We start from the raw sequence: 12,954 nt of genomic DNA on the forward strand, positions 1-12,954 counted from the left end.
TTAGTCACAGATTCTAAGCATAAGGATAAACATGAGTAATCTTAGCATTTTTAAAATTGGAATTGGACCTAGCTCTTCACATACATTAGGACCAATACTAGCGGCTAATTTGTTCTGTGATATGATAGAATCTAAGCTAGATTCTATCAATCGCATAGCTGTTAGATTATTTGGCTCACTTAGCCTAACAGGCAAGGGGCATTTAAGCGATAATGCCGCAATTTGGGGGCTAAATGGACTAAAAGCAAAAGATGCAACTCATGAAATCCAAGCGCAGATTCTAAATAATGCACTTAACAATAAACATATATTATTATGCGGAAAAAAGGATATTGCATTTAACTATGAAAGTGATTTAATCTTTGATTCTAGCTTCCTGCCGCTGCATCCAAATGCTATTTCTTTTGAGGCTTATAATACACAAAATAATATCATTGCAAGCGAGACATATTATTCAATCGGCGGCGGTTTTGTTAAAACACAATCTCAAATGCAAGCAATAGATTCTATATCTGATACAAAGCAAAAAATTAATATCAACAACGCAAAAGATTTAATGGAGATTACGAAAAAAACAAAACAGAATCTAGCAAAAATCGCCCTTAATTATGAGCTACAATTTAACAATCTTGATTATATCCGCAATTATTGCCTTGAAATTTGGCAAGTTATGCAGGATTCTTATATGCAAGGCTGTCACCCAAAAGAAGAGAATCTGCCCGGACCGCTGCATTTGCACCGCCGCGCTAAGGGTATGTTTGAGCGTATGCACCCGACGACCGACCCATTTGGAATCATCGATTATATCAGCCTTTATGCCATCGCCATTGCCGAGCAGAACGCGGGCGGCGGGCGTGTGGTTACCGCTCCAACAAATGGCGCATGTGCTGTAATCCCTGCTGTTATGCTGTATCTTAAGAATCACACGGTGGGCTTTAATGACGATGCAATCATAGATTTCTTGCTCTGTGCGATGTTAATCGGCTCGCTTTATAAGAAAAACGCGAGCATTAGCGGCGCAGAGGCGGGCTGTCAAGCAGAGATTGGCTCGGCTAGCTCTATGGCGGCGGGTGCTATGGCTTGTGTGTTAGGTGGCAATGTCGCGCAATGTTGCAACGCCGCTGAAATCGCTATGGAGCATCATTTGGGGCTAACATGCGACCCTGCCTTTGGGCTTGTGCAGATTCCGTGCATTGAACGCAACGCATTTGGTGCGATTAAGGCAATTAGCGCGGCACGCCTTGCGCTAAACCGCAAAAGCACGCCAAGCGTGAGCCTTGATGCCGTGATTGAGACGATGTTTCAAACAGGCAAGGATATGAATGAGAAATACAAAGAAACCGCACTAGGCGGGCTTGCAAAGACGTTAAGCAATAGTGTGTGCTAAATTGGATTGTTGGTTTATGAACCAAAGCAATGTGTATGTCGTCATTGCGACGTATTCGTGGATTTTGCATGGGCGAACTGCCGCAGCATGTCTATCGTCATTGCGAGCCGTGCTTGTGCGGCGTGCAATCCAATAAAAAACAAATCGCGCAGCGCAACCTTGTGAGTCATTGCGAGGAAGTCGCAGGCTGACGTGGCAAAATGAGCATAGCGAAGTTTCTTTAGTAATCTCATGAATATGCGCTGCAGGCATACCTTTTGTCATATTGAGCATAGCGAAATATCTTTTATATGGTGGCAACTTCGCTGCGATTATTTTTTATGGATAAATTCGCTTCGTCTATAATGACAAAAGCTATCTCAAAGCGATAAATAAATCTAAAAAAGGATAAAAATGCAAGAAAATGCAATCGTTACAAAAGTGTGGAATTTTGCGACTATTTTGCGTGATGATGGGGTTACTTATACAGATTATGTGGCACAGATTAGCTATTTGCTCTTTTTAAAAATGGAAGATGAAAAAGAAGAGGTGGGCGAGACTTCGCAGATTCCAAGCAAGTTTCGCTGGAAAGAGCTCAATGCCCTTGATGGTGAGGAGCTTTTGGAAGCTTATAACAACGCGCTTAACACCCTTTCAAAGCAAGGTGGCGTAATGGGACTAATCTATAATGGCGCACAAAATAAAATAAAAGAACCAAATAAACTTAAAAAGCTTTTTACGCTCATTGATAGTGAAACTTGGATGGGGCTAAATGTCGATGTAAAAGGTGCGATTTATGAGGGCTTGCTAGCAAAAAATGCGACTGAAACAAAGGCTGGAGCGGGGCAGTATTTTACGCCTAGGGTGCTGATTGATAGTATAGTAAGGCTTATGCGACCACAAATTGGCATGCAAATTTGCGACCCTGCGTGCGGGACGGGTGGCTTTTTGCTTAGTGCATTTGAGTATATGAAAAAGCAAAAACCAAATAAAGATGAGCTAGAAAAGCTAAAGACGCAAAGCCTTGCAGGTAAAGATGTAACGCAACTTGTGGCGAGTTTATGTGCGATGAATATGTATTTGCATGGGATTTATAAACCTGATATACAAATCGGAGATTCTCTTGCTAAAAGGGGCGAGAAGCGTTTTGATATGGTGCTAACTAATCCGCCCTTTGGTAAAAAGTCCGCTACAAAAGTGCTTAGCAGCGATGGCAAGGTGAAAAATCAAAAAGAAGAATATAGTCGAGATGATTTTTTTGCAAGCACTTCAAATAAGCAAATAAATTTTTTACAACATATAATGAGTATTTTAAATATCGGCGGAAAGGCGGCTGTAGTGCTTCCTGATAATGTGCTTTTTGAGGGCGGGGCTGGTGAAAAGGTGAGAAAAAAGCTCTTAAATGATTTTAGCTTGCATACGATTTTACGCCTACCAACTGGGATTTTTTACGCACAAGGTGTAAAGGCGAATGTGGTGTTTTTTGATAAAGTAAAGCCAAAAGATAAGGACGCAAAAGTATGGGTGTATGACTTACGCACAAATATGAATTTAAGCCTAGTTACAAATACTTTAAGTAGCGAGCATTTAAAGGAATTTGAGGAATGTTTTTGTGCTATAGATTTTAAAAAACGCAAAGAAAGAGAAAGATTTAAAAGCTTTAGTATAAGTGAGATTTTAGAGCGAGATAAGAGTAATTTAGATATTTTTTGGCTAAAAGATGAGAATTTACAAGACTTAGAAGCACTTGAAAGCCCACAAGTCTTATGCGAACAAGTAAAACATAACCTAGAGCTTGCATTAAGCGAAGTTGAGGGGATTTTGTAAAAGTGTTTTGGTGAAAATAGAGGCAAAATGCAAAAGTTTGATTTAGATTCTAAACAAAAATTGCTAGAATTTTTAAAAGCACAGGCAAGCAAAAAGTATAAAGATTTTCATACAAAGCTTACGCCAAACAATCGTGAGATTTTGGGTGTGAATGTGCCTTGTTTGTGCTCCATTGCAAAGGAGTTAAAAAAGCAAGGGCAAGATAAGGCATTTTTGGAATTTTATTTAAAAAACAATAATGAGATTCTATATGCAGAAATCGAAATGCTGCTTAGCATTGTTTTAAGCGCACATGAGATAAACAATAAACAAGAATTTTGCGAGTTTATAAAACTAACTAGGCTTTTAATCAAGAATCTAAGAAGCTGGGTGAGTTGTGATATATTTACACCAAAGGTTGGGCAAGAATTTTGCGAGGAATATTTTAATTTTTTTTGCTAGAACTAAGCGCAAACAAAGGGGAATTTATATCGCGTCTTGGTATTGTTGGAATGCTTGCATTTATTCCACAAAAATCTAGCAAGATTTTAGAACATTTGCAAAATATAGATTCTGAATTTTATTATATCAATATGACAATTGCATGGGTTTTTTAGCATTATTTTTATCAAAGAAAATACGCTAACAGATTCTATAATTTATAAAGCACTTAAAAGCAATAGCCTAAAGCCCTTTATCCATAATAAAACAATTAGCAAAATTTGTGATTCTTTACGCGTAGATAAGGACACAAAAGACGCACTCAAAACCTTGCGGGCAGGAAAATAAAAGGGCTTAAAAGCCCTAAAAATTCTTAAAGTCTAAGGTTGTCTTTCGTCGCAACATAATTTGTCGTAACAAATTGTTCGTAAAATTCCCTGTATTCTGGTATTTTGTAGAGCTTGCTATTTGGTAAGATTCTATAAATTGACATATTTTTATCCTTGAAAAAATACCAAAAATCCTGAAAATAGGTTTTTGTATCAATATTGCACCCACCAAATTCAAATGTCACAATATCAATGGCATTTTTTGCAAATAATTCTAGCGCGCCATTTAAAACATCTAGTTCGTGTCCTTCGACATCAAGCTTCAATAAATGAATATGCTCTATATTGTGCATTTTGCAATAAGTATCAAGTGTGTTTATATGCACCTTTTGGCTTTGTTCAAAACTAATATTAAAATGATCTAATCGCCTAAGCGAAGCCAAGCTCGACCCTTGCTTGTCATAATAAAGTGTGGCATCTTGTTCTTGTGCGCCCAGCGCAAAATTATTAAGAATTATGTTTTCATCAGTGTTTTTAAATCGCTGTAAAAGGAGTTCAAAAGTAGGAATAGAAGGCTCAAAACAATGCAGACTTGCTATCACCCCCCCCCATTTAAGGCTTTAAGACATAAGGTTGCGTAATCACCCTTGTTTGCACCTACATCAAAAATGCAATACGGGGATTTGAGATTTTTGCTCAATACTTTAAATACACATGCCTCTCCGCTAGAATCTACACTTGCACCTGAACCAATGCCCGCACACAAAAGTATTTTTCTTGCAATTTGTTCAAATTTATGTGTTCTAGAGCTAAATAATTTTGATAGCATAAAAACTCCTCAATTTGGTAATTTGAGGTGTTATCATAACGCAAAAAGCAACAAAATCTAGTGTCAAAATAGCCTCAAAGGGTGAAAATTTGCTATAGTATAGCTTTTATGTATTTTTATTATAAAAACTTGGAGGTGTGAAATGGCGCAAAATGAAGCGATAAATAATGGCACAGTGAGCGATGAAGCGGGGCTAAAAGAGGCTATTGCAAGTAATCAAAGCTCGATAGAAATCGAAGGGAATCTCGCGTAAAAAGTCGTGCGGATAAAAGCCACAGGTGCGGTGGCGTGTGTGGTGGCAGTGGGTGCTGTGATAGCTATCATCGCACTTGTAGCAAGGACTTATTTTATGACACCTACTACCTCGGATGCGCTTATGGCGATTCCTGGAGATTCTAGCATGCAGGCAGATTTTGGTATGTTAATAGTGTTTGGGATTTTGACACTTGTGGCAATTAGTGCGATACTTATCGCGTTATTTAATAGATTACGAAAATATAGAGTGGAAAAGCTTTCAGATTCTCGCGTGAGGCTTGAGCGGAAGTAGCTTTCAAATTCTTGGAGCTAGATATAATTTTTTAGCAAAAAAGAGGGATTATTATAAATATCGCAATGCTTTGCATAGGTAAATATGATATTTTGGACATGTCATTTGCTCCCTACAAGATTGAAATATCCCACTTTAAAAAAGATTCTCATCAAAGATAAAAACTACTATAGCAGTTACAACTTTTTGCAGAGAGTCGCGAATGATAGGAATGAAAGTAAAAAGTGTCTATATTTAAAATCATTTTTTAGAAAAATAAAACTATTTTTTAAAAAATATAAATTTCTTCAAAAAAACCTTGACATACACCAAGTGTAATGCTTTTTAATTCGATTTTAAATAAATAAAGGAGCAAAAATGCCACAAAATATTTTTGATACAAAAGAGTTAAATGAGTTATCACAAAGTGATCCTGAATTTATCGCTAATATGCGCTATTTTATGGAATCTGAAGTAATGCAAGAAAGCACACAAATTGATGCTTCCACAAGAGCAAAAATAAGCTTAGCTGCAGTGATAAGCACACAAGGAGCAAATCTTTTTAATATACTCTTAGATTCTATGCTTGTAGCATAATCTGATACAAAAGATACAAAAACTTTACAAAATACGCCATATATTACAGCAATAGAAACAAAAGAGTTGATCTATCAAGCTACATATATAGGGCTATCTAAAAGTTTAGAATTCCTTAATATATGTAATAAGATTTTTAAAGACAAAGGTATTAAACTGCCACTAAAATCACAACAAAAAATCACAACAAAAAATCACAAGAGCACAAAGACAAGAAAAGGGCTTAGAAACTCAGCGCATACTTTTTGGAGATGTTATAGACAAAGGTAACAAATCTGCACCAAAAGATGTGCAACATATCCGCAGTCTTTTTATGTATGGTTTGACTTGTGTGGTAGGGAATTTTTTAGCGGGCAAACTTTGCTTAAAAATCCTGCAAAACTCTTGCTAGCACTCCCTTGTGTAATGCTTGTTTTTTATATATTGCTTTTTATTTTTGGTGCCATGGGTTATGTTACTATACTAATTTTATGTATTCTTGGTGGTGTTTGCAGGGATTTTAAACTCTGCTAGTCATTTTATGCTTTTAGAGCCAGCCAAAGGTGCAAAAGCATTTGCTAATGGATTATTTATTAGCACGGCAAATATAGGCACTACTTTTGGCACAATAGCTTGCGGGCTTTTTGTATCTTTAGAGGGTTCTCGTTTTGCAACTCTTGGGTCAGTTATTTTTATTATCATATGTTTTGTAATGGTATTTTTGCGTAATAGAGAACTTTATAGTAGTAAGAAGAATAGAACTAAAATATTTTAAACTAAAAATATTCTACATGCTATAATGATTTTTTTATAATTTTTTCATAAGGATTAAAAAATATTTAAAATATTAGTATTGATTATATCTTTAGGGAGTATGGTAATGGCGAGTGAAACACAATTCATTGATAGGGCAGGGATCTTAGGAAGCTTTAAAGGGGATTCTAAAATATTTAGTGGTGAAGTCAAGGTAAATATGATGTTTAAGGATAATTCATGGCGTAACTTTGGCGGAGGCTTAGTTGAGTTTAGTAAAAATGCTAGAAGTGCGTGGCATACACATCCAGCAGGACAGACTTTGATAGTAACAGATGGTGAAATTTTAACAAGCACAGAATCTGGTGAAAGCTTTATTGCTAAAAAAGGTGATGTGATTTCTTGCCCACCAAATATCAAGCATTTTCATGGTGCGACAAGTAAATCTAGCGGTGCTCACATCGCACTTACAGGCACAAAAGATTCTAAAAATGTAACTTGGCTTGAACTTGTAAGTGATGAGGAATATAAAAATGCACTACAAAAGGCAAGTGATAAATAATAAGTAAAAAATTTAAAAATATAGGCAAATTAATTTATAATTAATTTGCTACACAATCTTTAAAAATATATTTATGTTCATCTGGTAGAATCTCATAGATTTTATTTGCTAGCTCTCTAATCTCCCACAATGCACTTTTACTACTTCGTAATTCTAAGAAATTTTGCAGACTTCTTGCATTTATACTCCAGGTAAGTTCAGTCTTATAACTCTCTGGCAAGCAATATTTTGCGATATCTAAACTTGTATTTTCAAGCAATATTAATCTTAGATTTTCTAGTGCTTTTATGCTTGCACTATCTACATTTTTATCATTTGTTAATACCAAATATTTACTAGCTTTTTGCTCATTTTCTTCTACTGGTAAAAAACTAGATTCTGCTTTTAGTTCTTTTAGTGTGTATCTTGTAGATTTTACACTATAAGAAGCAATCCTATGTCTAGCTAATTCTTGCAACAAAGCCCTACTAATACCTTGAATGTAAAATGTATAATATATATGTTCTAGCGTGGATTTATGTTTATTTTTATTACCAACTCTATCTATTAAGGCTCTGTCTATACTACCACCATTATCACCTTTATCAAAGCTTTGCCAACAAGTTCTAATTGCATGAGAACATACGCTTAGTGGTGTATGATTTAGAAGTGTAATTTTCATAAAGTTCCCTTTTTTTATTTTATAGTCTTACTAATGGATAGCACCATACCTATAGCAATACAAGTAGCAATTATTGCACTACCACCATAACTTAAAAATGGCACAGCAATACCTTTTATAGGTATGATTCCAGTGATTCCAAAAGCATTTATCAAAAATGAAAAGCCAAGCATAATTGTTACGCCTATACAAAATAATGAATATACATTATCTTTTGTTCTATTTGCAATTTTTAAGATTCTATATAAAATCACTGCAAAAAATAGCAAACAAATAAAAAGCCCAACTATTCCGCCTTCTTCTACCAATCCAGCCAAAACTACATCGGTATGGACTTCACTTAAAAATCCAAGTTTTATGATACCATCGCCAATACCACTTCCAAAGATTCCGCCATTATTCATTGCAGAAATTGAATAAAATACCTGATATGGTTCTGGTGTATTTTCTATCCTCATGCTTTGTGCTAGATTTTCAGGAAATATTGATAGGACTAAATCTTGGATACTTCCCCACCAAGTTTTTACTCTTATTATTCTATGTTCACTTGTAATGATGGCTACTATAGCAAGTGCTAGTGAAGTTAGAAATAATATTCCTACAAGCTTAAAGCTCCCACCAGCAAAAAGTAGCATAATACCAAGTATAATTGCCATTAATACTACTTGCCCTAAGTCATTTTGCATAACAGCAATAAAAAACACAATAAATCCAAATACAAAAATATATGGCAATAAAACTAATAGCTCGGAAAATACACTATCTCTTTCCACTCCTACAAATTTTCTAGAAAAACTCCAAGCCAAAAATACTATAAATCCAATTTTGAAAAATTCAGATGGTGCAAGTGAAAATCCGGGCAATCTAATCCATCTTTTTGCACCACCAGCACTGCTTGCAAAGCTATCTGGTAAAAACTGCATAATAATTATCAAAAATACAGAAAAAAATAGTATAAAAAATCCAAATTTATAAATAAGCTTTGAAGGTTCTACTTGTGAAAATAGCCACATAAGCAAAATTCCAATCACAACTGCAAATAATTGTCTAACAAAAAAGTGAAACTCTCCATATCCATAAAAGTCTATTGCATAGGTGCTTAGCGAATATGATAGAATCGTGCTAAAAGATAGCAAGCAAACAGAATAATAAAATAGTATCTTATCAGCCAATTTTTTAGAATCCTCAATCAAAGAAAAAGTATTTAGAATCTTAGAATTTTGGATTCTATCAAAATTTTGCATCATATTTACTAGATTCTAATTTGTTTGATAATAAAGTTTTAAAGTCTTTTATCTAAAAAAATAAAGATAATAAATTAAAATCATATTCTATATAGAATCTATCTATTAATATTTCTTTTTTAATATTTCTTTTATTATATCGCTACTAGCATTATTGATATTTTCAAATGAGCCAAAGTGGTTTAATAGCTTTTTTATTTGTGCTTTTGAAAATGTAGAATCTAGCATATTTTTTGCCTTTTTTTGACGATGAAATGTGATAGCATATCTATGGACTTCATCTCTTAGCCTTTGTAAAAATAGTAATCTATCATCATTTTTATTTAACTTTATTGTAAGTTCATTTGTGCGGAGTATATCATTTGCCCCACCTTTAGAACGATATGCTTTAGAATCTACTTTTTCTTTTGCTATGGCTACTATATCTACATTTGCCCCACTAGAATCTAATACACTTTTAGCTATATTTATTTGCCCTTTTCCACCATCTATTAGCCATAAATCAGGAGGTGGAGTGGTAGAAAAATCTTTTGCTCTCCTACTTAATAACTCTTGCATTTGAGAGTATTCATCAATCCCTGTTAAATTATATCTTCTATAACTATCTTTTATAAATTCAAGTTCCCTCCCAGCTTGCCATACTATCATACCACCTACGATAGAATCTCCACTATGATGACTTGTATCAAATACTTCTATCCTATATGGTATATTTTGCAATCTTAGTAAAGTTTGGATAGATTCTAATAGCTTATCATCGCTATTGCTTTCTATGATATTTTTTGCATTATTTAGTGCTAAATCTATTAGATTTTGTTGCTCTTTGTTTTTTGGTTTTGTAATATTGATTTTTTTATCACTTTGGATAAAAGATAATATCTCATCTTTATCTTCTAAATCTATTGGCAGTAGTATAGAATCTAGATTTAATGCTATATTGTTTTTGTAATGATTAATTAGGGCTTGTGAATATAAATAAGATAAATTAATATCATTGTCATTGTGATTAATGAAATAATAATCACTTGAAGTGATTTTACCATCTCGCATAAATAGCTTAATAAGCACGCTTTTTTTATTATTGTTACTATATATCGCAAATATATCAAAGTTGTATAATTTTGCTAAGTCAATAGTGCTAAAATTAGAAAATTGGCTTATCTTTTTTATCCTAAATTTTAATATATTTGCTTCTTCAAATCGTAAATTAGAAGCCAAAGAGAGCATTTTTGTATTTAGCATTTTTATTAGCTTATTTGGATTTTTTAGTAAATCTATTGCTTTTTTGATGATTTTTTTATATTCATCTTGTGAGATTTTGCCTTCACATGGTGCATAGCATCTATTTATTTGATAAAATAGACAAGCCTTTTTTTCTTTTAGGCAACTTTTTTTTTGCACAAGTGGCAGAATCTCATAAATACTATCTGTAATATCTTTTATACCACTTGCATAAGGTCCAAAATATAAATGATCTTTATTTTTTACTACTTTTCTTACAACTTCTAGTCTTGGAAAGGATGAGCTATTGTCAATCAAAATATATGGATAAGTCTTATCATCACGAAGTAAGATATTATACTTTGGTTTTAGCTGCTTTATAAGGGAATTTTCTAAGATCAGTGCGTCTTGTTCATTATTTACTATAATAGTTTTTATATATTTTATTTTTTGCACCATATTGTAGATTCTAGGGCTTAGCTTTGAGCTTGGTTTGACTTTGTTGTCACTAAGGTTAAAATAGCTGCTTACGCGTTTTTTTAGGTTTTTTGCTTTTCCTATGTATAGGATTCTATCAAACTCATCAAAATATTCATAAATTCCGCTATCTTTTGGGAGATTTTTTATGCTAGTTAGAAGATTCATTATTTTTTTTGATTATATTTTTTATAGATAAAAAATATTTTGCATAAGGGCTATTTTCATCGATGATAAAATCACCATTTGCTCTTTCTTTATAATATTCTATGGTTTTATATCCTATATCAATATTTCCTATATCAAATCTATTTAGTATATTTTTTGGGAGATATGCTTTTGTATCTTTGATATTTTTTATAATTTCAAAATCATCAGAATCTTTTTTTATAATTTTTAGTTGTTCTATTGTACTTAGAATTATATTTTTTTTATAATTGTTAAATTCACTTACACTTGTTGGGTGATTGAATGCAAAAAGCAAAACTTCGCCTTTTATACTTGAATACATAAATGATTTTCGTAAGTTATAAGGTAGTGTTGCAACTATTTTATTTATAATTTCAATTGTGTTTATTTTTTTAAAATTATTTTGATTACGAATATTGGAGATGATAGATTGAAAATTATTCATTTGGTGATTATAGCATATTTGTTTTGTTTTGTTGGTTGTGGATATAAAGCAGATCCAATAAATACTCATAATGTAGAATCTAAATAAAATGAAATATGATGTTATTATAATTGGGGCTGGAGTAGCGGGGCTTTATTGTGCTAGATTTTTACCAAAGAATCTAAAAGTATTAATATTATGCAAAGAACAGCCATGGGAATGTAATACATTTTATGCACAGGGTGGTATTACTATTGCAAAAGATAATAATGATATAGCATTGCATGTAAAAGACACAATAGAGGCTGGCAGTAATCTAAATGATATAAATGCTGTAAAAATACTAAGTGAAGGCAGTCTTGATGTATTACAAGATTTATTAAAACAAGATTTTCCTATCGATAGGAAAGATAATGAGATTTTATTTGCAAAAGAAGGTGGGCATAGTGTATCAAGGATCATCCATAGCAATGGTGATGGAACAGGTAGGATGCTACATACGCATTTAATAAAAAATTTAGAGCATACATTATGGAAAAATGCAATTGTAATTGATTTATTGATAGAAGATAGCAGGGCGTATGGAGTTTGCTTAAAAACACAAAAAGGATTGCTAAATATCTATGCAAATCATATTGTCATTGCAAGTGGCGGAGTAGGGGGGCTTTTTAAATATCATACAAATGCTTATACAATAAGTAGTGATTTGCATGGGATAATCTTGGAGCACAATTTAGAATTAAAAGATATAGAAATGCTTCAATTTCACCCAACAACTTATATAAATTCACCACATGCAAGAAAACAGCTAATAAGCGAAGCAGTGCGAGGTGATGGTGGAATTATCGTAGATAAAAATAATAGGCGATTTTTATTTGATTATGATAGTAGGGGAGAGTTGGCACCTAGAGATATTGTATCAAGAGCTATTTTTGATTATTGCTCTAAAAATAAAGAACAAGCATTTCTTGATTTATCTAGCTTTACAAAAGAGCAATTTGCATGTAGATTCCCAAATATTTATAGAGAGTTAGCATCATATGGGCTTAAGATTCCACAAGATAAGATTCCAATATCTCCAGCATTTCATTATTCTATGGGTGGTATTGCAACTTCGCTAGATACAAAAGTGCTAGGAATGGAGAATCTTTATGCTATCGGTGAATGTGCTAATAATGGTGTTCATGGAGCAAATAGACTTGCTTCAAATTCTCTTTTAGAAGGGCTTGTATTTAGTAAGATTACAGCTTCACAAATACTAAATTCTACGATAAATAATAAAGAGAGAAATTTTCCATTAAATAATGAAATATTACAAAAAGATGGTGATGAGAGACTAAAAAATGTGCTAAGAGATATTATGTGGAATAAAGTAGGTATTGTACGTACGCAAAGCGGGCTAGATTCTGCACTTGGTGGTGTGGAAGTAATGCTTCTTGGTGAAATAGGAAGACTTCTTAGGCTAAGGCTCTTGGTAGCAAGACAAATCATCATTTCTGCATTAAAAAGAAAAGAAAGCTTAGGGGCGCATTATAGGATTGATAGTTAGG

15 protein-coding genes are annotated in these 12,954 nt (G+C 33.3%); 8 read left to right on the forward strand and 7 right to left on the reverse strand.

Going from position 1 to position 12,954, the window contains the following annotated elements; translation table 11 throughout:
* The first annotated feature begins 31 nt into the window (after positions 1-31).
* The 4 genes from CQA42_RS00820 to CQA42_RS08205 all read left to right on the forward strand — a co-directional run bounded on the left by CQA42_RS00820 (position 32) and on the right by CQA42_RS08205 (position 3,789).
* On the forward strand, positions 32-1,387 hold the full coding sequence (locus CQA42_RS00820) for an L-serine ammonia-lyase (protein WP_115582803.1): 1,356 nt from the start codon (positions 32-34) through the stop codon (positions 1,385-1,387).
* Positions 1,388-1,780: 393 nt separating this feature from the next.
* Complete coding sequence (locus tag CQA42_RS00825; protein ID WP_115582804.1) at positions 1,781-3,193, forward strand: class I SAM-dependent DNA methyltransferase; 1,413 nt, start codon at positions 1,781-1,783, stop codon at positions 3,191-3,193.
* A gap of 27 nt (positions 3,194-3,220) precedes the next feature.
* A complete protein-coding gene (locus CQA42_RS00830) occupies positions 3,221-3,634 on the forward strand; it encodes a DNA alkylation repair protein (protein ID WP_115582805.1) in 414 nt (137 codons plus the stop codon).
* Positions 3,628-3,789 carry a hypothetical protein gene (locus CQA42_RS08205; protein WP_181881438.1) on the forward strand — a complete coding sequence of 54 codons (162 nt, stop codon included), beginning with the start codon at positions 3,628-3,630 and terminating at the stop codon, positions 3,787-3,789. The genes CQA42_RS00830 and CQA42_RS08205 overlap by 7 nt, the downstream gene beginning before the upstream one ends.
* Before the next feature lie 197 nt (positions 3,790-3,986).
* On the opposite strand, the gene CQA42_RS00835 is transcribed toward CQA42_RS08205, so the two are convergent.
* On the reverse strand, positions 3,987-4,544 hold the full coding sequence (locus CQA42_RS00835) for an FkbM family methyltransferase (RefSeq protein ID WP_181881439.1): 558 nt from the start codon (positions 4,542-4,544) through the stop codon (positions 3,987-3,989).
* Positions 4,541-4,771, reverse strand: coding sequence for a hypothetical protein (locus tag CQA42_RS08210; RefSeq protein WP_181881440.1), 231 nt, complete (start codon positions 4,769-4,771; stop codon positions 4,541-4,543). The genes CQA42_RS00835 and CQA42_RS08210 overlap by 4 nt, the downstream gene beginning before the upstream one ends.
* Before the next feature lie 292 nt (positions 4,772-5,063).
* Here CQA42_RS08210 and CQA42_RS00840 point away from each other — a divergent pair, with 292 nt between their 5' ends.
* Positions 5,064-5,318 carry a hypothetical protein gene (locus CQA42_RS00840; protein WP_147289243.1) on the forward strand — a complete coding sequence of 85 codons (255 nt, stop codon included), beginning with the start codon at positions 5,064-5,066 and terminating at the stop codon, positions 5,316-5,318.
* Positions 5,319-5,675: 357 nt separating this feature from the next.
* Positions 5,676-5,894 (forward strand): hypothetical protein, encoded by a 219-nt coding sequence (locus tag CQA42_RS00845; RefSeq protein ID WP_115582807.1) that lies wholly within the window; start codon positions 5,676-5,678, stop codon positions 5,892-5,894.
* Between the two features lie 513 nt (positions 5,895-6,407).
* Here CQA42_RS00845 and CQA42_RS08215 read toward each other — a convergent pair.
* Positions 6,408-6,575 carry a hypothetical protein gene (locus CQA42_RS08215; protein WP_181881441.1) on the reverse strand — a complete coding sequence of 56 codons (168 nt, stop codon included), beginning with the start codon at positions 6,573-6,575 and terminating at the stop codon, positions 6,408-6,410.
* 178 nt (positions 6,576-6,753) lie between these two features.
* On the opposite strand from CQA42_RS08215, the gene CQA42_RS00860 reads away from it, so the two are divergent.
* Positions 6,754-7,188 (forward strand): cupin domain-containing protein, encoded by a 435-nt coding sequence (locus tag CQA42_RS00860; protein WP_115582810.1) that lies wholly within the window; start codon positions 6,754-6,756, stop codon positions 7,186-7,188.
* A gap of 40 nt (positions 7,189-7,228) precedes the next feature.
* On the opposite strand, the gene thyX is transcribed toward CQA42_RS00860, so the two are convergent.
* The 4 genes from thyX to CQA42_RS00880 form a co-directional block, all read right to left on the reverse strand.
* Positions 7,229-7,849 carry an FAD-dependent thymidylate synthase gene (gene thyX, locus CQA42_RS00865; protein WP_115582811.1) on the reverse strand — a complete coding sequence of 207 codons (621 nt, stop codon included), beginning with the start codon at positions 7,847-7,849 and terminating at the stop codon, positions 7,229-7,231.
* Between the two features lie 14 nt (positions 7,850-7,863).
* A complete protein-coding gene (locus CQA42_RS00870) occupies positions 7,864-9,093 on the reverse strand; it encodes an FtsW/RodA/SpoVE family cell cycle protein (protein WP_309544411.1) in 1,230 nt (409 codons plus the stop codon).
* A 105-nt stretch (positions 9,094-9,198) separates the two neighbouring features.
* The gene (gene uvrC / locus CQA42_RS00875) at positions 9,199-10,962 is read right to left on the reverse strand and encodes an excinuclease ABC subunit UvrC (RefSeq protein WP_115582812.1); all 1,764 of its coding nucleotides are present in this window, start codon (positions 10,960-10,962) and stop codon (positions 9,199-9,201) included.
* Positions 10,943-11,425, reverse strand: coding sequence for a hypothetical protein (locus tag CQA42_RS00880; RefSeq protein ID WP_181881467.1), 483 nt, complete (start codon positions 11,423-11,425; stop codon positions 10,943-10,945). Before CQA42_RS00880 ends, uvrC begins: the two co-directional genes overlap by 20 nt.
* An 88-nt stretch (positions 11,426-11,513) precedes the next feature.
* On the opposite strand from CQA42_RS00880, the gene CQA42_RS00885 reads away from it, so the two are divergent.
* A complete protein-coding gene (locus CQA42_RS00885; protein ID WP_115582814.1) occupies positions 11,514-12,953 on the forward strand; it encodes an L-aspartate oxidase in 1,440 nt (479 codons plus the stop codon).
* Position 12,954 lies beyond the last annotated feature (1 nt).

The organism is Helicobacter sp. MIT 99-5507 (genome assembly GCF_003364295.1).
GTDB lineage: Bacteria > Campylobacterota > Campylobacteria > Campylobacterales > Helicobacteraceae > NHYM01.